Source organism: Streptomyces monomycini (assembly GCF_022271435.1).
Lineage (GTDB): Bacteria > Actinomycetota > Actinomycetes > Streptomycetales > Streptomycetaceae > Streptomyces > Streptomyces monomycini.
Map to the genome: position 1 here is coordinate 152280 of NZ_JAFIQY010000007.1, position 19434 is coordinate 171713.

Below are 19434 nucleotides of genomic sequence, written 5' to 3' on the forward strand. Positions count from 1 at the left end.
GGTCTGCTTCAGCCGGTCACCGGCTGCGGTGCGCCCCGCTCGGCGCCTTCCTTCAGGACGAGGGTGAGCAGGCCGGGGAAGCGGCGGTCCAGTTCCCGCGCGCGCAGTGAGTTGATCCGGCGGGTGCCCTCGTCCCGCTGGCTGATGACGCCCGCCTCGCGCAGCACCCGCAGGTGGCGGCTGAGCGCGGACTTGGCGACGGGCAGGTCGAAGGTGCCGCAGGGCACCGCCGGCTCGGTGGCGAGCCGCAGGACGATGCTCAGCCGGACCGGGTCGGTGAGCGCGCTCATGACGGCGAAGAGGTCGAAGTCCCGCTCGTCGGGGTGGAGCAGGGGGGAGGACGTACGGCTGGCCATGGCCTCAGTATCCCCCACCGTCCCGCGCGGTGACCGCCCCTGGGCCCATGTTCACGTCCGTGTGAACATGGGCTACGGTCGTGATCACCGCTCGACCGAGCACCCCACCGCATGACCGGTGAAAGGAATCCGCCATGCCCGCGCACCCGCCCTCCGCCGCCCCGATCGGCGTCGGCATCATCGGCCTCAGTGCCTCCGGCGGCTGGGCCGCCCGTGCCCACCTGCCCGCACTCGCCGCCGTGCCGGGATTCGAGCTGCGGGCCCTCTCCGCCACCACCCCGGAATCCGCGCGCGCGGCGGGGGAGAAGTATGGCGTTCCGCTGGCCTTCGGCAGCGCCCGGGAACTCGTGCGGCGCGACGAGGTCGACCTCGTGGTTGTCGCCGTGAAGGTCCCGCACCACCGCGAACTGGTGCTGACCGCCCTCGAAGCCGGCAAGGCGGTGCTCAGCGAATGGCCGCTGGGCAACGGCCTCGCGGAGACCGAGGAGTTGGCCGCCGTCGCCGAAGCCAGGGGCGTCCGTAGCTTCGTCGGGCTCCAGGCCCGTTCCGCGCCGCCCGTCCGGTACGTACGGGACCTGATCGCCGACGGCTACGTGGGCGAGGTCCTGTCCACCAGTGTCATCGCCTCGGGGCGCCGCTGGGGGCCGCGGTTCGAGCCGGACGGCGCCTACCTCCTCGACCGGCGCAACGGCGGCTCCCTGCTCACCATCCCCTTCGGACACACCGTGGACGCCGTGACCATGGCCCTCGGCGAGTTCACCGACCTCGGTGCCGTCATGGCGACCCGCCGCCCGAAGGTGCACGACGAGGTGACCGGCGAGCCGGCGCGGATGGACGTGCCGGACCAGATCGCCGTCAGCGGTGTGCTCGAAGGCGGCGCGGTGGCCTCGCTCCACTTCCGCGGCGGCCTGTCCCGCGCCACCAACTTCCACTGGGAGATCAACGGGACCGCCGGCGACCTGCTGGTCACCGGGGACTCGGGGCATCTGCAATTCGGGCAGGTCACCGTGTACGGCGCGCGGGGAGAGGGTACGGAGCTGGCGGAGTTGCCGGTCCCCGGCACGTACGACGCGGCGCTTCCCGCGCTCGCCGGCCGCACCACGGAAGTCGCGTACACCGTGGCCCATGCCTACGAGCAGATCCGCCGCGATCTCACGGACGGCACCCGCCACGCCCCGGACTTCGCCCACGCCGTACGTCGCCACCGCCTGCTGGACCGCATCGAGCGCGCCGCCGGGTTCTGAAGGGGCGGCAGAGCCGGGGCTCCGGGCCCCCGGGCGGCCGCGGAACCGGATTGCGGGGAGGCCGGGCCGGAGGCCGCTGTGTGTCAGCGGCTCTCCAGCTTCCACCACTGGCCCGGGCGGTCCCGGTCCTCCCACTGCTGGACGTTGGCCCCCGGCTCCTTGCTGTCGTCGGCGACCTCCAGCAGCAGCCCGCTGGCGTAGTTGGTCAGCGTGAACGTGCCGGGCTCGGCCACGTCCTGTTCCAGCAGCCACTCCTGCGCGCCGTAATGGTTGGCCTTCCACTGCTGGACGTTGGCGCCGTTCTCGGTGGAGGCGCCGGTGACGTCCAGGCGCTTGCCGCTGCCCACGTTGGTCAGGTGGCGCAGTCCGCTGCCGGGGTGTACTTCGGTGACCCGCCACAGCTGAGCCGGTGAACCGTCCTCCGTGCCCTGCCGCACGTTCGCCCCGCTGCCCTTGCGGCCGTCCTCGACCTCCAGCAGCAGGCCGCTGCCCACATTGCGCAGCGCATACGCCCCCTCGCCGACCGCCGCAAGCCTCTCGGCATCCCTCACGTCCGCCCCTTTTTCCGTCGTCGCGGCCCGTCGCCGCCATATCGAGCAAGTGTACGAATGTGGGTGGGGCCGGCGAGGTTCCCGCGCCGGGAGGCCGTACGGGAGACGGCCGAATCATGATCGTCGGGGCTGCTGAGGGGGCCGCTCGAAAATGGTCATGGTGCAGCCGCTGCGTTGACTGGCCCGGAGCCAATATACTCGGCATGGCTTCGGACGCCCGCCCCGTCGTGGGCAGGCTCCGGCCGAGGCTGCCTGGGTTGGGTGGTGCGGGGGATCGCCCGACTCGGGTCCAGCCGCTGCCCGGCCGCTCCTCCCGGCCCGCGTGAGCGGGTGGTGGGGGGAAGGGAGGAGCGGCGGGCGGAACGGCGCCGGGACAGGGGACTTGGCGCCGTTCTTCATGTCCGCTCTTCAAGCCCGCTCTTCATGCCTGTTCTTCATGTCCGCACGGGCGCGGGGCCGGTCAGGCCGGAAGGGTTCCCGGCACGCAGGCCGCGCCTTCGAGGCGGAGCAGCTGTTCCTTGCGGCGCAGACCGCCCGCGTATCCGGTGAGGGTGCCGTCGGCGCCGATGACCCGGTGGCAGGGACGGACGATCAGCAGCGGGTTCCGGCCGATGGCGGTGCCGACCGCGCGCACCGCGGCGCGCGGGGCGCCGATCCGGGCGGCGATGTCGCCGTAGGTGCACGTCTCGCCGTACGGGACGTCCTCCAGGGCCTGCCAGACGCGCTGCTGGAAGGGGGTGCCGCCGGACACGTACGTGATGCCGAAGCGGGTGCGGGCGCCTTCGAAGTACGCGGTGAGCTGCGCGGCGATCTCCGTGAAGGCCGCGGGGTCGTGGGTCCATGCCCCGTCGACCGTGGCGCCGCCCTTCTGGTCCGGTACGGACAGCGAGGTCAGCGCGGTACCGCCCGGCGCGGTGGCGGACGGCTCGCCCACCAGCAGCAGGTCGCCCAGCGGGCTGCCGAGTGTCGTGTGGACCGTCGTGGCCGTCATCGTCCGGCCCCTTTCTCTTTCTCTGTTCTCCGTGCACGTGAGCCGTACACCGGCTCGTCCGTCACCCCCACTGTGCCGCCGCGGACACGTGACGGCTGGCGGTATCCGGACGTCGCATCCCCGCCGGTGGGGCGGGGCGGGGACGGCGGGAACCGGTCGCCCGCCGGGCGGCCCCGCAGCGTACCTCGGCCCGGGCGGAGGGGGTCCGTGCCCGTGGCCCGGGCAGCGCCGGTCCCTGCTCGCGGCCCGCCCTTCGTTCCCGCTGCTCGCGGGCGCCATGACCGGCCCGCTTCCTGGGCAGGATGACCATGGGGGACCCCGGCGGGCCGTGCGGCGGTGAGGCGGGGGAGCCGGGGCGCGGCCGGGCCGGGGACCGGTCGAGGGGCTCCGGCACACCCGTTACGATCGGCGGCATCGTGGCCGTCGCCGGGAGGAAGAGATGGGCTTGTTCCGCCGTGGACCGAAGCGGGACCCGCGGGAAGCCCCGCGCGACGGGGAGTTCGGGTTCTTCTCGGAGCGGGAGGGCGGCGTCTTCCGTTCGCAGGTCAGGCAGGCGTTCGCCGAGCGCGGCCTGGAGGTCACGGTGTACGCGGGGGTGGTCGCCGACTCCGGCGGACGGCAGTTCGGCCTGGGCAACCTCGCCGCGGTGTGCCACCGCGACCGGCGCGGCGAACGGGTGTGGCCCGCGATGATCCGCGACCACGTGGGCAAGGTGCTGCGCACCATGGACGGGCCGCAGCCGATGGAGACCCTGGCGGAGGACGAGATCCGGGCGCGGCTGTTCCCGCGGGTCGTCGCCGAGGAGACGCTGCCGCCGGCGGACTCCTTCCGGTACGGGCGGGCGCCGGCCCCCGGGCTGCGCGAGGTGCTCGCCCTGGACCTGCCCGAGGCCGTGCAGATGCTCAGCGAGGACTCGCTGTCCGACCTCGGCGAGGTGGCCGAGCTGCGCATCAGGGCGCTGAACAATCTGCGGGCGCTGCCGGTGGAGGGCCACGAGACGGTACGGCGCGGGGACGGCTCGTCCTTCGAGGTGGTGCTGGGCGACTCGTTCTTCACCGCCAGCCGGGTGCTGGTCCTGGACGACCTGGTCGAGCGGATCATGGGAACGCCGCTCACCGAGGACGGCGCGCTGGTCGCGATGCCCTTCCGCCACCAGCTGGCCTTCCACCCCATCCACGACGCGCAGGTCGTCCCGGCCCTCCAGGCCATGGCGCAGTTCGCCGCGGCGGGCCACGAGGACGCGGCGGGGGCGATCAGCCCCAATGTGTTCTGGTGGCGGCGCGGTGCGATGACGCGGCTGAGCGAGCCGGACGGGGACGGGCTCCGGGTGGTCGTGGACCTCGACTTCCAGGACATGCTGGAGCGGCTGGTGCAGGACGAGGCGTGAGTACGGCGGGCGGGCCGATGTGCCGGGTGACGAAAACTTTTCGTAAAGTCCGCCTTGGTGGGGAACCCCCTCCCCGGTCCGGTCGTTCAACCTGGTGAGGCCCCGCGTCATCCCCCGTGCGCGGGGCCTCACCAAACCCGTGGTCGGCGGCCCGGACGGTGCTCAGTCGCCGAGCCGCGCCCGCTCCTCCTCGCTGAACAGCCGCGAGCGGATCAGGAAGCGCACACCTTCGGGAGCTTCGAGCGAGAAGCCCCCGCCCCGCCCCGGTACGACGTCCACCGTCAGATGGGTGTGCCGCCAGCGGGCGAACTGGTCCGCCGCCATCCAGAAGTCGACGGGCTCGGCGACACCGGGCACGGACAGCCGCCCCAGCAGTACGTCCGCCGCGCCCGTACGGAACTCGCCCGCCGGGTAGCACATCGGGGAGCTGCCGTCGCAGCACCCGCCGGACTGATGGAACATCAGCGGTCCGTGCGCCTCCCGCAACCGACGGAGCAGTTCCTCGGCCGCCGGACTCAGGGCGATGCGCCCCGTACGGAGTTCGGCATGGTGTTCGGTGCGATGCTCGGTGCCGTGCTCCGCCCCGGTGCTCATGGCGTCCTCCGGGACGGTTCCCGCCTCTCGGGCCCGCAGCGGTTCATATGCCCCCTCCTTCGCCGTTCGTCCGGACCAGGTGCGGTGCGACTCCGGGGCGCGCGCCGCGGAGACGGCCGGCCGGTGCTGCCGTGCCGACGCTGCGAGCAGTGTAGTCAGGGGGTGTGCCGCCGTCCGGTACGAGAGGCCGGGTGACGGACCACCGCGGGGGACCGCCACTGTGGTCCACCGCGGAGGCCACCGCCGTGGACCACAGCGGTGCATCGCCGCTGTCCGGCCGCCCGTCCCACGCCCGTACCGTGTCAGTCTCGGACCCGTACCGCGCCCCTACCGCGTCCGTCCCGCGCCCGTCCCGCGCCCGTCCCGCGCCCCTTCAGTGGACCGACAGGCCGCCGTCCACGAAGAGCGACTGCCCGGTGACGTACGCCGAGGCCCGGCTCGCCAGGAAGACCGCGGCGCCCGCGAAGTCCTCGGCGAGGCCGTTGCGCCCGGTCATGGTGCGGTCGGCCAGCGCCGCCACCTTCTCCGGGTCGGACGACAGCCGGGCGTTGAGCGGCGTCATGACGAAGCCCGGCACGAGCGTGTTGCACGTGACGCCGTACGGCGACCAGGCCTCGGCCTGGGAACGGGCCAGCGACTCCAGCGCCCCCTTGGACACGCCGTACGCACCGCTCTGGACGAACGCCCGGTGCGCCTGCTGGGACGTGATGTGGATGATCCTGCCGAAGCCCCGCTCGGCCATGCCGGGGCCGAAGCGCTGCCCCAGGAGGTAGGGCGCCTCCAGGTTCACCGCCATCGTGGTGTCCCACACCTCGTCGTCCAGCTCGTCCATCGGCGGCCGCAGGTTGACCCCGGCGCAGTTGACGAGGATGTCCGGCTCGCCGAACACGCCGGCCGCCCGGTCGGCGGCTTCGCGCACGGCCGTCCGCGTACCGAGGTCGGCGCTCACCCACGCCGCCCGGCAGCCGTCGGCCGTCAGCTCGTCGGCCGTGGCGCGGAGTTCCGCCTCCTTGCGCGCCACGACCACGACGCTCGCGCCGGAGCGGGCGAGCGCCCCGCTGATGGAACGTCCGATACCGGAGCTGCCGCCGGTCACCACGGCGACCCTTCCGTCCAGCGAGAACAGTTCGGTGAGATAGGTGTGCGAAGTCATTGCCGCACCTTAGACGGGGGGCGAACGCCGGGGGCCTGTGGGGCGACGGTACGGACGCGGTGGGACGGCGACGGCCCGGACGCCCTCAGCAGCCGGGACCGGACCGGCGGTCCGGCACCCCGCGGCCACCCCGGAACCGGGCCCTAGGCGGTGCGGAATCGGCCGCCGGGGGTAGCGAACCAGCCGTTCTTGGCCCGGTCGGCGATCGCAGACCGGGCAAGGCACGTATCAGGATGAAAGATGGACGAACCTGTCGGGTGTAAGGACGTCCCGACATATTCATGTCTATGGGGAGGGCTGTTGATGCCGTTAACCGGTCGTGAAGCGGAGCTGGCCCGGCTGGACGGGCTGATCGGGCGGGCCGGCGGCGGCGTACCGGTGATCGTCGCGGTGCGGGGGGAGCGGGGCATCGGCAAGAGTGCGCTGCTGGAGGCGGTGGCGGCCCGCGCGGCGGACGCGGGCTTCCGGGTGGGGGCCGCCGCCGGGGGACCGGCCGTGCGGGACTCCTTGTTCGCCGTGGCCCGCCAGGCCCTCGGCCGCCCGGACGACGGGGCGGACACCCTGGAGGGCTATGTCGCCCGCGGCCGGGACGTCATGGCGCGCACGCCCCTCGCGCTGTGCGTCGACGACCTCATGGACGTGGACGCGTCGTCGGCCCGCTGGCTGGTGGCCCTGGCCTCGCTCGACCGGCCCGTACCGCTGCTGCTCGTCGCGGCGGCCGGCGATGACCCGGGATCCGGCCGGACGGCCGGCGCGGCCGAACTTCTCGCCCGTGCCGAGCACCTGGAGCTGACCGGCCTGCCCGAGGCCGGGGTCGCCGAGTTCGCCGCGCGGCACTGCGGCCTCACGCTCGACGCCGCGGCGGCCGCCGTGTGCCACGAACTGACCGGCGGCAACCCCGGTCTGCTGCTCGCCCACCTGGCGGGCCGCCCCGGCACGGCCGTCACGGCGCGGGAGCTGCGCGGCGCGGCCGGACCGGAAGCGCTGCGATGTACCCGGCGGTGGCTCGACGACCTGCCCCGACCAGCCCTGGCCATGGCCAGGGCTGTCGCGGTTCTGGGAGACAGCGCCGAGGTCACCCACGCCGCCTCGCTGGCCGAACTGCCGGTTCCCGACGCGCTGCACGCCATCGACACCCTGGTGGCACGGCAGGTGCTCGCCAACCGGGTGCCGCCGGCGTTCCGGCACCCGCTGCTGGGCACCGCGGTGCTCGCCGGGATGCCCGTCGGCTCCCGGATCGCCGCGCACCTGGAGGTGGCCCGGTTCATGCGGGACGAGCAGTGGGGCGCGGAACGGGTCGCCCAGCAGCTCGCCGCGGCGGGCCCGACCGGGCTGGACTGGGCGGTCGAGCCGCTGCGCACCGCGGCACGCAAACTGCTGCACGAGGGGCGGGCCGAGGAGGCGAGCCGCTATCTGCGGTGCGTGCTGCGGGACCGGCTGCCCGCGGACGTCCGCGCCGCCGTCCGGCGCGAACTGGCCGAGGCCGAGACCTTCGTCGACCCGGACCTCGCGCTGAGCGAACTGGACACCCTGCTGCGCGAGTCCGAGGACCCCGAGGTCTGCGCCGAACTGGCCCTGGACGTGGCCGGCATGCTCATCGACCGGGCCAGGCCGGCGGACGCCGCGTCCGTACTGGACGAGACGGCCGGCCGGATCGGCGCCGGCCACCCGGCGGCGGTGCGCAGGCTCACGCTCCGGAAGGCGACCGTCTCCCTGCTCGACGTGGCCGGCCCGTCGGCCGAGGCCCGACGGCTGGCGGACGCGCCGGAGCCGGCCGACGGCGCACGGAGCAGGGAACTGGCCAACCTGCGGGCCGCGATCGCCGCCGACCGGGGAGCGGACCGGGAAGCGGCCCTCGCCCCGGCACGGGAGGCGCTGGCCGACGCGGCGGGCGGCGACCTCGGACGCCTCTGGCAGAGCTGCGCGGCCCTGATCCGCGCCGACGAACTCGTCGAGGCACGGGCCCACTGCTGGCGTACCGGCCGGCTCAGCCGTGCCATGTCGGGCCGGCGGGCCGGGCTGGCGGCGGACATCTTCCGGGCCCGGATCTGCCGGGTCACCGGGGACCTGCCCGGCGCCGTGGCGATCCTGCGGCCGGTGGTGGAGGAGATCGGCCCCGGCAGCACCGCGCTGCCGACCGTCACCGGTTTCGCGGTGGCCGGCCTGGTGGAGGCGCTGGCGCAGCTGGGCGACCAGGACGAGGCCGCCGCGCTGCTGGCCGCGCACGGCCCCGCCGGCCATGGCCCGGACGACGACCGGTACGGCCGGTACGAGGGCCCGTACCTGCTCGCCGCCCGGGCGGCCCTGTGGCGGCTGCGCGGTGAGCCGGGCCGTGCGGCGGCGGATCTGCTGGCCGCCGGACGGCAGTTGGTGCGCCGGGGCGCCGTCAGCCCGGCGATCCTGCCGTGGCGTTCCCGCGCGGCGCTCGCCCTGGCCGCCGACGGCGCCGCCGACCGGGCCGAGACCCTGGCGCGCGAGGAACTGGAGGCCGCCCGCCGCTGGGGGACACCGCGCACGATCGGCGTCGCCCGGCATGCCCTGGCCATGACCCGGCAGGGCGAGCGCAGGCTCACGCTGCTGACCGAGGCGGTGCGCCACCTCGAAGCGTCGCCCGCCCGCCTGGAACTCGCCGTGGCCAGGGCCGACCTGGGAGCCGCGTTGCGCGCCGCCGGACGGACCGCCGAGGCGGACCGCGAGAGCGCCGCGGCGCTGGCCCTGGCGGGCGAGTGCGGTGCCACACCGCTGGCCCGGCGGCTGCGGGCGGCGCCGGAGCCCGTACCGGCCCACGACAAGCCGGTCCGTACTCATCCGCTGCTGACACCGCAGGAACTGAAGATCGCCGGGCTGGCCCGGAGCGGACACACCAACCGGCAGATCTCCCAGATGCTGTTCCTGACCATGCGTACGGTGGAGTTCCACCTGTCCGGTGTGTACCGGAAGCTGGGCATAGCGGGACGTCAGGGACTGGCCGGGGCGATTCCGGCGGAGCCGTCCGCCGAGCCGCCGGAGGACCTGGCACGCCCGTCGGTCCAGCCGGCCGACGGCCGGTCCCGCCACGCCGCTCCGGAGCCGTGCTCCTGCTCCCGGGCCCTGCCGCCCGGGACGCCGTGCTCCGACACCCCGGTACGGCCGTCCAGGTGGCACGACGGCCCCCGGCCCGCGGAGCTGCGGCCCAGCGCGTCGAGGTGACGGACGGGCCCGCCGTACGGGGGCGGCGGGCCGGGCGGGGGCGACAGACCCGGAGAATCAGCACACCGGAAGCGACGGCAGGCCCGGACGCCCGGCGGACCGGAAGCGACTACTGACTACAGACCCGGAGGCCCGGCGGACCGAAAGCGACTACAGCCCCGGAGAATCAGCACACCGGAAGCGCCGGCAAATCGGTGACGATCCGGCCGGCCAGGAAGCGCAGCTGGTTTTCCTGGCTCAGGGTCAGCCCGAGCCGGTTGTTCGCCAGGTGAGCGCAGCGCAGCAGGATCAGCGTGGTGGCGGGGTGTGGCAGCGCTGCCAGGTCGGGGCCCTGGTTCAGCGGCGAGCGGGCCCACTCGGAGGTGAACGTGCCGGAGTCCTCCCAGCCGCTGAGCCGGTCCCGCAGCGTGCGCAGCGACCGCAGCCAGTGCGCCTGCGGGGTCGCTCCGGCGGGTTCCGGGGCGAGCTGCCACACCCGTAGCGCGCGCTCCCGCAGGTGTTCCCGCCGGGCGAGGTAGTGCTCTTCGGTGGCGGCGGGTTCGGTGCCCTCGGCGAAGGGGATCAGCGGCTGCCCGCTGTCCACCCACTGCGCGCGCAGTTCGTCGCACAGGGCCAGTACGGCCAGCATCAGGTCCAGGGCGATCAGCGCCCGCTGCTGATCGGTCGTACCGGCCGCGATCAGCGCCAGGGCCAGTTCGCTGGACTCCTGGAAGTGTTCCTCGGTCGCGGCCATGGCCGCCCCCTGCCCGTACACCGTGTGCTCGCGCAGGTACGGCAGGAAGTCGACCGTGTTGTTGGGCCGCAGTTCCCGGTCGTGGTCCGGAAGGTCCTCCAGGGCGGCCAGTTCGCCGGCCAGCCCGGCGTACCGGGTGCGGTCCACCGTGTCGGGGGCAGGGTGGTCCCGCAGGAACGTGCCGATCGCCGTGGCAGCCCGCTGCCGTACCTCCTGGGAAGCCGCCGTACCGGTGGGCAGGAAGCGCAGCCGGACGTGCGGGCCGCCCTCCCAGTACCGCAGGAAGAAGTACCGGTGCAGCAGCCCGTCGGCGGACAGCTCCTTGACCAGCGGCCGCAGACAGCCGGTGAGCAGGGCGTCGTGGCCGGTGTCCTGGAAGACGTGGGCGCACACCCAGTCGGACGCGTCGGCGGTGCCGGGGTCCAGGGGGCGGTCAGCTGCGGCCATGGTGACCGACCTCCACGAGATGTTCGGTGACGCGGGCTCCGGCGTCGCCGTAGTGCGGCGCGGCGGACGGGTCGGGCAGGGCTTCCTGGAGGAACAGCAGGTTGCCCCGCTCGGCGAGCATCCGCTCGAACAGTCCGGTCAGGAGCAGGTTCGCGAAGTCGATGTAGAGCGGTTTGCGCGACTTGAGCTGCCAGACGTTGCCGTCGGTCAGCATGGACGGGTCCAGCGCGCGCACGAAGCAGCGCTCGGGGATGCCGTGTTCACGCAGCCAGGCGGCCAGCCGCAGCAGGTACGGGCGGTCCGCCTCGCCCTTGGCGCGTACCGGTGCCTCGTCGGTGCGGAACACCCACTGGCGGCGGCTGACCGTGACCGTGCCGATCGTGATCCTGGGCTCGTGCAGCAGGCCCTGCTGCGTGGCGGGGGAGATGTCGCCGAACATCCGCCGCCCGGGGATCAGCAGTGTCGGCGTGTCGCCGAACGCCTGGATCAGCAGCCGCATCGCCGGCGGCAGCCAGAACTCCGCGATCAGGCTGGGGTGCACCGGCCGCACCTCGCGGTCGCGGGTGCGCGACCACAGCACGAGGAGGTCCAGCACCGGGTCGTGGCGCACCTCCAGGTCGCGCAGCGGGATGCGCCGCTCCGCCGGGCGCGGGCTCGCCGAACCGGGGTAGTCGATCTCGTCGGTCATGGTCAGGTCGCGCAGGCCCACGTTGCTGCCGTAGTGGCGGCAGGTGTCCGCCAGGATCACGTCGCCGGGCGGGCCGGACGGTTCGCCCGCCATGGTGACACCGGCCTGGCCGAGCAGCCGCCGGATCCGGTCGCGGCCCCGTCCGTGCCCCGCGTTGACGGCGTTCACCACGAATCCGGCCGGGTCCTCGGGTCCGCCGGTCAGCTGGCCGTAGAACGCGACCGAGCCGGGCGGCCGCATCCACGCGGGCCAGCTGTCGGCCAGCGCGGCGAGCCGCGCGGGATCGACGTGCACCACCCCGTCGGCGTCCGGCCGCGCGTTCAGGGCCGCGCCGGTGAGCCCGGCCCGTACCCGCAGCAGTTCCTTGATCCGGGGCAGCGGGCTGTCGGCGAGCGGCGCGTAGCCGTGCTGCGAGACGGACAGCAGGCCGGGCAACCGCGGGTCCGTGCGCATCTCTTCCTGGACGGCACGGTGGAACGCGAGGAACGACACGCTCGCGCCGGACCCGAAGCGCGTGGTGAACAGCCGGGCCAGCGCCACCCGGCCGGGCAGCGCCGGGTCGAGCGCCGCGTAGCAGCGGCGGACGGTGTCCAGGTCGCGCAGCACCGGTTCCCAGGCCGCCCGGTCCTGAACCGGCGGCGGCCCGACGAGCAGGGCGTTCTCGATGACGTAGTTCTTGGGCGGCACGATGACGTGCTCCGGGCCGACGAGTTCGGCGACCCGGCCCAGCGCCCGGTGGATCTCCTGGTTGCGCCGTTGGCGGGCGTCCGGGTCGGTCAGCTCCGGGTAGCCGTCCAGCAGCGCGGCCACCTCCTTGAGCCGCGCCGACACCTCGGCCAGCTCCGGACCGCCGGTCTCCACCCACGCCCGCAGCTCGGCGAGCGGGTCCGCCGCCTGCTCGGAGAACGGGGGCACGACCTCCAGCACGCCGACTTCGGTGAGCCGCGCGAGATAGCGCTCGGCCTGCTCCGGGGAGGCGCCGCTCCGCTCGGTCAGGTGGGCGGCCACCTCGTGCCGCGGGCGGGCGCCGTCGGAGACGAAGTCCAGACAGGCCTGGACCGGCGCGGACACCGGCAGCGTACGCAGCGGCTCCTCCTCGCCGGGGCCCAGGAACTCCCAGTGGCCGTCGGCCGGGTGGGCGCTCGGGTTGACCCGCAGCCGGACGGCGGGCGCCAGGGCCGGGTGATCGCGCAGCTGCCGGACGAGCTGCTGGACGAGCCACAGGTTGATCTCGACGGTGTCGCGCACCGCCGCTCCGCCCGCGTCCGGGCGCGGCCCGTCCCACCGGCCGAGGCCGCTGACGGTGAAGGTGCTGAACGGGCTGGTCTTGGCCGCCACCCGGGCGAGGTACTTGGCCAGCCGGAGCGCCAGCTTGCGGTCCGGCACGGCGCCTTCGGGACGCGCCAGCCACTTGCGCAACTGTTCGTGGAGGACCGGGCTGCCCTGGATCAGGCCGTGCCGGAACACCGGCTGCGCGGCCGCCTCGCGCAGGACGGCGTGACGGTCGGCCGCGTCCCGTGGGAGCAGGTCGTCCAGGGCGGCGGTGTCCGCGCGGTGGGCCGCCAGCAGCTCCGCCCACCGCTCGACGTCCGCCACCACCGCGGCGGGCAGAGCGGCGCGCACCTCGTCGTTCCAGCAGCGCTCACCCGGCGTCCGCTGGTTGTGCACCGCCCGGCGCAGCGCGACCAACGCCGGCTTGACGCCGGTCTCCTGCCCGATCAACGCGTACAGCGCGTCGGAGAGTTCCGTGCCCCGGTCGGCCAGTTCCCGGGCGCCGTCGAGCAGCGCGCCGGTCCGCCGCCACACCTCGTCCGACCGCAAACCGTCCAGCACCGACACCGGCAGACCACCGATGCGTACGCCGAATGTGTCCGCGACGTGGAAGCCACTCATCGTTGTCCCTGCCTTCGCGTGCGGGTCGGTTCTGGTCGTGCGGGGAAGCGGCCCCGGCCGTACGGAGAACGGGAACCGTACGGGGGGATCGGGGAAGCGGGCGGCCGCGACGTCACGGGAACGGGTGCGGATGCGGGTTGACGTCGGCCGGCTCCAGCGGCCCGTCCCGGTACCCGAGCCGGGCCGGCAGGTCGTACAGCCGGGGCAGGCCGTGGGTCCGGCTCATCCGGTGCCCGAAGGTCATCGGCAGCAGACCGGGAATGATCACTTTCGCGCAGGCGAAGCCGGCGGCGCGGTGCTCGTCGGTGGTCTGGTCGACCACGATCACGTCCAGGCCGCGGGCGGTGAAGCGCTCGACCACCTCGGCGAGGTCGTCGCGGAGGTCCGTGTGGCGCGGCCGGCAGGTGGCGCGGGCGAAGGCCTCGGCCACGGGCCGCGCCGTCTCCTCGCCGGGCAGGAAGGCGAACCGGTCGTAGGCGTCCGGGTGGCAGTACAGCAGCGCGTGGTCGCGCATCTCCCGCACCTCGTGCGGGTCGGCGACCATGCCCTCGATCCGGCGCAGCTCCTCGTGGTAGGCCGCGCGGTTCCAGCCCAGGTTGGCGGTCAGCTCCAACAGGCCGTTGAGCAGCGCCTTCTCGGGGTCGAAATGGGCGCCCGCGGCACAGATCGCGGCGGGCTCCGAGCCGTCCCCGGGGTGTACGGCCATCACCCAGGACGTGGCGATGCCGTGCTCGGGCGTGGTCGCGAACGCGGCGACGCGGTGCCCGGTGTCCTGCCGGATGCGTTCCACCAGCAGCCGGATCGCGGGATCGGCCACGGTGTCCAGGTCCACGCGCGGCACCGGCAGCCGGGCGTACCAGGTGAGCAGGAACGCGTCCCGCTCGGCCAGCTCCAGGATGCCGTGCAGCGCGGCCTCCTCCAGGCAGCCGCCGAGGGCGCAGCCGTTGGAGACCTCGTACGCCAGCGGGCGGGCCGTGTCGTTGCCGTGCCGGGTGCGGTAGTAGGCGTAGTCCTCGGGCACCAGCACGGGGCCGCCGCGGCCGAAGGAGTGCCCCCACACCCAGTTGATCTTCAGGTCGGGGGTGAACGCCGGGTAGGGGAACTCCGGGTCCGCATAGCGTTCCGGCGGGTAGAGGCCCAGGTCGGTGGGGCAGACGGCGCGGTCGGCGACCTGCTCGTAGCCCGCGTGGACCGTCGTGCGCCGGCCGCCGGGCCGGGCGCCGCCCAGCCGCTCCAACGCCTCGGCCAGCGCGGTGCGTTCGCACCCGGTGTAGTCCAGGCCGCGGCCGAAGCCCGCCTCCTGGATGCCGTCGGGCAGCCGCAGCGGCGCGGAGACCATGGGGTAGGCGTAGTCGGTCCGTACGTCGAGCTGCTGGACGATGCCGGTGTGCCCGTCCACGTAGGTCCGCAGCAGGTCGTCCCAGCCGGTGTCGAGGCTGCGTACGCGGTAGGTGTCCCGGTCGAGTTTGGGCCGCGGCGTGTCCATCAGGACCGGCGGCCCGTCGTCGGGGAGGGTGCCGCAGCGGGGGCAGCAGGGGTCGGGCAGGAACGGGTGGGAGTCGGCGGTGAGACCGGCCAGACCGATGAGGGTGATCGCGTTGCGGGTGGCGGCGCGCTCCGGGTCGTCGAGCACGGCGGCGGCTTCCGCCTCCACGAAGGCCGCGACGGTGTCGCGCGCCCAGGCGGACAGCAGCGGGGACGGCCGTTCGGCGAGCTGATCGCCGTGCCGGCGCAGCAGTTCGGCGCGCGGGCTGTCCTGCCCCAGGGCCCGCTGCCTGCGGGTACGGGCGCACTGCGCACACCCCGGCCGCCCCGGCAGTTCGAGCGGCCCGATGACGACATTGCCCAGCTCCACCCGGACGGGCAGCCACGGCAGGTCCGGGCGGCTCGTCGTGCCGGCGTCCTGCCAGCCGTCGTCCACGGTGAGCAGTCCGGCGCACCGGTCGCTGTCCTCGGCGGCCGACGGGTGCCGGCGGGAGACCGCCGCGCGGACCGCCTGGGCGAGCAGCCCCTCGCCCCGTACCGCGAGTCCGGTCGGCCGCTCCGGCACGATCCCCTCCTGCATCCTTCGCACGTCCCGTCTTCCAAGTCCCGTCATGGGCACCGGGCCGTGCCCGGCGCGTGGTGCGCGCCGGGCACGGCCCTGCAGTGCGGCCTGATCAGCAGCAGCAGCAAGAGCAGCAGCTCGCGGGCGAGCCCTTCGAGGTGCAGTTCGAAGCGCCGATCTCGACCATGGCGTGGCCGACGTTGATCGACTCCAGGGTGGAGCCGGGGGCCGTCGGGAGAATGTCGAGCTGGTCCACGCTCAGGTCATCGAGGTCCAGCACCAGGTTCGCGTCCATGACGTGTACCTCCTTCCTCTGTGGGTGACGACTGCGGGCGGCGGTCGCCCGCTGTCCGAGCTGATTCTGTGATCCGCGGGGGCTCCGGGTCTCTACGGAGGCCCCGTAGGGTCTGCCGGGAGGTCGCGCCCTACGGTGCCTGTGGTCACCAGTCCAGCGGGGGCTCGTACTGGGAGGTGGCCTGCCGCCGCCCCAGCACGATCGCGAAGATCGGTACGTGCGCGTCCCCGCCGCCCAGCAACTCCCGTACGACCCGGTCGTCGTAGCCGTTGGTGATCCGGGCCGAGAGGCCCTCGGCGGCGGCCAGCACGCTCAGGCGCTGGGCCACGATGCCGCCCTCGTGGTGCAGGACGCGGTAGCCGCGGTCCCCGAACCCGCGGGCGCCCTCGTAGCGGTCCACGGTGAGGAAGACGACCGCGTTGGCGCGGGCGGTGTTCACCGAGGGTGTGCGGTCGCACAGCATGGCCACCGTGGGCCGTCCGTCGCGCCCGGGTACGGGGACGAGCGCGGGGGACGGGTCCAGCCGGTACAGCCCGGCTGCCTGGCCGGCGGTGTTGAGGGCCAGTACGTGGCAGTCCAGCAGCGGCCGCAGCGGTGTGTCGCCGTGGTCGGAGGGCACCGGGTCCAGCGCGTACCGCAGGAGGTCCGCGAGCTGCTGCTGCGGCAACGCGGCGCGGTCCGGCAGGAACATCCGCCCGCCCGAGTCCCTGCGCCGCAGCGCGTCGCCCAACTCGACGCTTCCCGGCGGCCGGTCGTCGTCGGCGAAGAACTCCGCGGGGCCGTCGGCGGGCTGGTGGAACGGGTCCGCGGCAACCGGTGCGAAGCGCGCCTCGCCGGTCAGCCGGCTGCCGGCGTCCAGCGTGGTCAGCCGGCTCCAGAGCGCCGCGTCCTCCCGGCAGGTACGGACGTGCTCCGTCACGAGGGGCGGCAGACGGTCCGGTACGGAGGGCGGCAGGCGGCCCGGCGCCGGGCTAGCGGCCACCTCGTCCAGCGCGCCGATCTCCAGCACGGCGAACGTGGTCTCCTCCGTACCGTCCAGGCCCAGCGCCCGGTTCACCGGCTCGTCCAGGAACCGGTGGTGGACCCGGGCGTCCAGGCCGAGCGCGCCGGCCACCAGCAGGGCATTGCCGACGACCATGCCGGACTCCTGCGCGCACAGCCGGTAGGCGTAGTCGCGGTACCGGAAGGCGGTCTTGCGGAAGTACGCGGAGAGCAGCAGCAGCGCGGTCGTGTCGCGGCCCTTGCAGGCCACCGCCGCCCGCAGTTCTTCCGGGATGCCGCCGGGCCGCAGCGCGGTCAGCGCGTGGTGCAGCGGGTCGTAGTGGTAACACCCCGCCGGCACGCCCCCGGTGTCGCCGCCCAGCCACACGTACAGCTCCACCGGGTAGAAGCAGCGCGCCGAGGCCACCACCCGGTGGTACGGCCACGCGGCCTGCGGGCCCAGCTCCATCCGGCCGAGGCCGTAGGTGTGGTGCAGCAGCGCGGACAACGTGCTCCCGTCCCAGGGCCTGCGCGGCGGGCCTTCGGGATGCCGGTCCCGGAAGCCGGGGAACGACCAGCGCGCGTCGCCGATGCGCCGGGGCGGGGCGGCCAGTACGTGGCGGGGCAGCCCGCGGTAGGTCTTGCTCGGCAGCGGATCGTCCGGCCCGCCCTCGGAACCGTGCCCCTCGGCGAACAGCTCCCGTACGCCCTCGAAGGTGTCGTACCAGAACCGCAGCCCCAGCGCTCCGGCCTCGTCGGTGGCGGCCCCGGTCATCCGGCGAGCACCACCCGTACGACGTTCGGCAGCACCTCGTGCACAGCCGGGTCGTGGTCGAGCGGAACCACGACCGGGGACCGCCCCCGCGAGGCCAGCGCCTCCACCAGGGCGGGCAGGTCCGCGTCCGCCGGTACGGCCGTGCCGCCCGGCCCGCGCGGCGGCGCGCCGAGTCCGGGGACCGGCTGCGGAGCGTACGCGGACTCGCCGGTCAGCTCGGACTGCCGGTCCAGCAGGGCCAGTTCGAGGCCGTCGGTGACCGCGCCGGGGCCGCAGGTCACCCCGACCGGCCGGGTGCCCTGCCACCAGGCCAGGACCGGTACACCGAGCGCTGAACCGATGTCAGCGGCCGTGACCTCGCCGCCCGCCGGACGCAGCATGTCCAGGTGGCGGCGGCCCGCCTCGTCCACCGAGGCGCCCGCCACGTCCAGCCGGACCGGCTCGGCCGTGCCCGCCCGTACGTCCTCCAGCGCCAGCCGTGCACACTGCTGCGCCACCGCCGCGGTGACCGCCTCGGTCCAGTCGAGCGCGGCGGCCATGCCGGGTCCCGACGTGAACACCTCGGCGGCCGGTACCGTCGTGACCTCCTTGCCGGCGAGGTCCCAGCCCCGTACCGAGCCGTCGTCGGCGAAGCGCCGCGGGTCGGGGGTCGTTGCCGCGTACCCGGCCAGGCCGCGCAGCGCCGCCCGCTGCCGGGCCTCGGCGAAGCCGGTGCCCCAGCCGAAGACCCGCTCACCGGGCCCCTCGGGCCGTACCGCCTCGGTCACGTTCAGCGGCAGCTGCGTGAAGCCGCCCTCCTCCAGCGCCCGCAGCACCCCCGTGTACCGGTCGAAGCAGGCCGCGGCGCGAGCGGAGAACTCCGCCGGGAGCAACGGCTCGGCCGAACGGAGCCGTTCCACGCGCTGTCCGAACTCCTCGGCGCTCTCCTGCGGCGCGGCCACCGCCGACGGGTGGGGGAGGAAGGGGTGCGTCGAGGTACGCAGGGTCTCCAGGTCGATCCGGGTCAGCGTCGGCTGTCCGTCGTCCCGGGCGCCCGTCAGCGCGGTGAAGCAGGCCAGCCCCAGGTGACCGGCGACCACCGCGGCGGTCGGCCCGGTGAGGAAGGTGCTGGGCCGCGACGGCTCCGGCGCCGCGAGGCGCTGCCAGGCCGAGGCCCAGGCGGCGCCGGACGGCCCCAGCCACGCCACGTCGTCCAGCACGACGCCCTGGACCAGGAGCCGGCCGGCCTGTTCGCACAGCCGGTGCAGCCGTACGGCCCGGTCCGTCACCGGCGCCGAGGACACGTGCAGCACGGCGTCGGCGCCCTCCAGCGCCGCCGCGAGTTCCGCGTCGGAGTCGCCGGACAGCACCGTCCGGATCAGCTCCTGGTCCGGGTCGCGCCGCTCGGACCCGCCGGTCAGTTCGGTCAGCCGGTCCTCGTCGGTGGGGAACTCCGGGGTGCACACGGCGCGCAGGCGGCGGACGCCCGAGTGCAGCGCCGAAGCGATCAGCGCGGTGAACGCGGGTCCGGCGCCCAGCACCACCACCGAGCTGTTGCGGTACGTCTCGAAGCGCCGGGCCGCCGAACCGCGGTGGTACTCCACGAAGGCGATCTCCGGCGCGTACGTCTCCAGCTCGCGGTCGGTCAGGCCGTGCGGCTCGTCCGCTTCCGCGTCGGTCAGGCAGCCGCCGTCCTCCAGGCGTTTCAGCAGGGCCGCGACCACGGTCCGCTTGTCGTCCGGGAGGCCGCGCAGCAGGTTGTCCAGGGTGATGGTGCCGTTCAGATGGGGCGCCAGCCGGTCCACCCACTGGTAGATGGCGCCGCCCCGCAGTTCGAGGTTGGCGCCCGCGCCGAACAGGTGCACCCCGTCCGCGGTGGGCACGTACAGCACGTCGGGCTTGAGTTTCGGTCGCATCGTCTGTCCTCGGGGTCGGCGGATCGCCCCCGAGTGTCACCACCGCCCGCGCGAGACGTCTCTACGGGCGGACCGTAGACCGACCACAGTGATCGGTCCGCGGTCCGGCGGCGGGCCGTCCGCGAAAACTCCGTACGCCGTACGCGGAAAGTGTGGGAGAGTACCCCGGCACGACGGGGGCCCGGGTCCGCTGCCCGCCTCCGCCGTTCCCGGCC

At 74.4% G+C, this 19434-nt stretch carries 14 protein-coding genes; 3 read left to right on the forward strand and 11 right to left on the reverse strand.

The features are described 5' to 3' along the window. Positions 1-8: 8 nt before the first annotated feature. Positions 9-356 (reverse strand): ArsR/SmtB family transcription factor, encoded by a 348-nt coding sequence (locus tag JXZ78_RS11730; protein WP_238782923.1) that lies wholly within the window; start codon positions 354-356, stop codon positions 9-11. 134 nt (positions 357-490) lie between these two features. Between JXZ78_RS11730 and JXZ78_RS11735 the strand changes: the two genes are divergently transcribed. Continuing rightward, positions 491-1600, forward strand: a complete 1110-nt coding sequence (locus JXZ78_RS11735) for a Gfo/Idh/MocA family protein (RefSeq protein WP_238782924.1) — start codon at positions 491-493, stop codon at positions 1598-1600. Between the two features lie 83 nt (positions 1601-1683). Here the strand turns inward: JXZ78_RS11735 and JXZ78_RS11740 are convergent, their stop codons facing one another. Together JXZ78_RS11740 and JXZ78_RS11745 are read right to left on the reverse strand one after the other, a co-directional pair. Further along, positions 1684-2151, reverse strand: a complete 468-nt coding sequence (locus JXZ78_RS11740) for an RICIN domain-containing protein (RefSeq protein ID WP_238782925.1) — start codon at positions 2149-2151, stop codon at positions 1684-1686. A 460-nt stretch (positions 2152-2611) separates the two neighbouring features. Beyond that, entirely contained in the window at positions 2612-3142 is a 531-nt protein-coding gene (locus tag JXZ78_RS11745) for a methylated-DNA--[protein]-cysteine S-methyltransferase (protein ID WP_238782926.1), read from the reverse strand. A 439-nt stretch (positions 3143-3581) separates the two neighbouring features. Between JXZ78_RS11745 and JXZ78_RS11750 the strand changes: the two genes are divergently transcribed. Continuing rightward, positions 3582-4529, forward strand: a complete 948-nt coding sequence (locus JXZ78_RS11750) for a DUF1444 domain-containing protein (RefSeq protein ID WP_238782927.1) — start codon at positions 3582-3584, stop codon at positions 4527-4529. A 162-nt stretch (positions 4530-4691) separates the two neighbouring features. Here JXZ78_RS11750 and JXZ78_RS11755 read toward each other — a convergent pair whose 3' ends face one another. Together JXZ78_RS11755 and JXZ78_RS11760 are read right to left on the reverse strand one after the other, a co-directional pair. Beyond that, the gene (locus JXZ78_RS11755; protein ID WP_238782928.1) at positions 4692-5123 is read right to left on the reverse strand and encodes a DUF779 domain-containing protein; all 432 of its coding nucleotides are present in this window, start codon (positions 5121-5123) and stop codon (positions 4692-4694) included. Between the two features lie 373 nt (positions 5124-5496). After that, positions 5497-6276 carry an SDR family NAD(P)-dependent oxidoreductase gene (locus JXZ78_RS11760; RefSeq protein WP_238782929.1) on the reverse strand — a complete coding sequence of 260 codons (780 nt, stop codon included), beginning with the start codon at positions 6274-6276 and terminating at the stop codon, positions 5497-5499. Positions 6277-6579: 303 nt separating this feature from the next. On the opposite strand from JXZ78_RS11760, the gene JXZ78_RS11765 reads away from it, so the two are divergent. Next, on the forward strand, positions 6580-9465 hold the full coding sequence (locus JXZ78_RS11765; protein WP_238782930.1) for a helix-turn-helix transcriptional regulator: 2886 nt from the start codon (positions 6580-6582) through the stop codon (positions 9463-9465). Between the two features lie 166 nt (positions 9466-9631). Here JXZ78_RS11765 and JXZ78_RS11770 read toward each other — a convergent pair whose 3' ends face one another. The 6 genes from JXZ78_RS11770 to JXZ78_RS11795 all read right to left on the reverse strand — a co-directional run bounded on the left by JXZ78_RS11770 (position 9632) and on the right by JXZ78_RS11795 (position 19219). Beyond that, positions 9632-10645: a lantibiotic dehydratase C-terminal domain-containing protein gene (locus JXZ78_RS11770; RefSeq protein WP_238782931.1), complete on the reverse strand. Its 1014-nt coding sequence runs from the start codon at positions 10643-10645 to the stop codon at positions 9632-9634. Beyond that, positions 10632-13226, reverse strand: a complete 2595-nt coding sequence (locus JXZ78_RS11775; protein ID WP_238782932.1) for a lantibiotic dehydratase — start codon at positions 13224-13226, stop codon at positions 10632-10634. The genes JXZ78_RS11770 and JXZ78_RS11775 overlap by 14 nt, the downstream gene beginning before the upstream one ends. 112 nt (positions 13227-13338) lie before the next feature. Next, complete coding sequence (locus JXZ78_RS11780; RefSeq protein ID WP_238782933.1) at positions 13339-15276, reverse strand: TOMM precursor leader peptide-binding protein; 1938 nt, start codon at positions 15274-15276, stop codon at positions 13339-13341. Positions 15277-15385: 109 nt separating this feature from the next. Beyond that, on the reverse strand, positions 15386-15568 hold the full coding sequence (locus tag JXZ78_RS11785; protein ID WP_125043509.1) for a hypothetical protein: 183 nt from the start codon (positions 15566-15568) through the stop codon (positions 15386-15388). A gap of 145 nt (positions 15569-15713) precedes the next feature. Next, positions 15714-17324 carry a SagB family peptide dehydrogenase gene (locus JXZ78_RS11790; protein WP_238782934.1) on the reverse strand — a complete coding sequence of 537 codons (1611 nt, stop codon included), beginning with the start codon at positions 17322-17324 and terminating at the stop codon, positions 15714-15716. Continuing rightward, positions 17321-19219 carry a hypothetical protein gene (locus tag JXZ78_RS11795; RefSeq protein ID WP_238782935.1) on the reverse strand — a complete coding sequence of 633 codons (1899 nt, stop codon included), beginning with the start codon at positions 19217-19219 and terminating at the stop codon, positions 17321-17323. The genes JXZ78_RS11790 and JXZ78_RS11795 overlap by 4 nt, the downstream gene beginning before the upstream one ends. Positions 19220-19434: the final 215 nt, after the last annotated feature.

Excerpts from the sequence above, each read along its gene's own strand:
- JXZ78_RS11775 (WP_238782932.1), bottom strand. The coding sequence starts at position 13,226 with ATGAGTGGCTTCCACGTCGCGGACACATTCGGCGTACGCATCGGTGGT.
- JXZ78_RS11765 (WP_238782930.1), top strand. The coding sequence starts at position 6,580 with ATGCCGTTAACCGGTCGTGAAGCGGAGCTGGCCCGGCTGGACGGGCTG.
- JXZ78_RS11750 (WP_238782927.1), top strand. The coding sequence starts at position 3,582 with ATGGGCTTGTTCCGCCGTGGACCGAAGCGGGACCCGCGGGAAGCCCCG.
- JXZ78_RS11760 (WP_238782929.1), bottom strand. The coding sequence starts at position 6,276 with ATGACTTCGCACACCTATCTCACCGAACTGTTCTCGCTGGACGGAAGG.
- JXZ78_RS11735 (WP_238782924.1), top strand. The coding sequence starts at position 491 with ATGCCCGCGCACCCGCCCTCCGCCGCCCCGATCGGCGTCGGCATCATC.
- JXZ78_RS11790 (WP_238782934.1), bottom strand. The coding sequence starts at position 17,324 with ATGACCGGGGCCGCCACCGACGAGGCCGGAGCGCTGGGGCTGCGGTTC.
- JXZ78_RS11755 (WP_238782928.1), bottom strand. The coding sequence starts at position 5,123 with ATGAGCACCGGGGCGGAGCACGGCACCGAGCATCGCACCGAACACCAT.
- JXZ78_RS11770 (WP_238782931.1), bottom strand. The coding sequence starts at position 10,645 with ATGGCCGCAGCTGACCGCCCCCTGGACCCCGGCACCGCCGACGCGTCC.
- JXZ78_RS11730 (WP_238782923.1), bottom strand. The coding sequence starts at position 356 with ATGGCCAGCCGTACGTCCTCCCCCCTGCTCCACCCCGACGAGCGGGAC.
- JXZ78_RS11785 (WP_125043509.1), bottom strand. The coding sequence starts at position 15,568 with ATGGACGCGAACCTGGTGCTGGACCTCGATGACCTGAGCGTGGACCAG.
- JXZ78_RS11745 (WP_238782926.1), bottom strand. The coding sequence starts at position 3,142 with ATGACGGCCACGACGGTCCACACGACACTCGGCAGCCCGCTGGGCGAC.
- JXZ78_RS11795 (WP_238782935.1), bottom strand. The coding sequence starts at position 19,219 with ATGCGACCGAAACTCAAGCCCGACGTGCTGTACGTGCCCACCGCGGAC.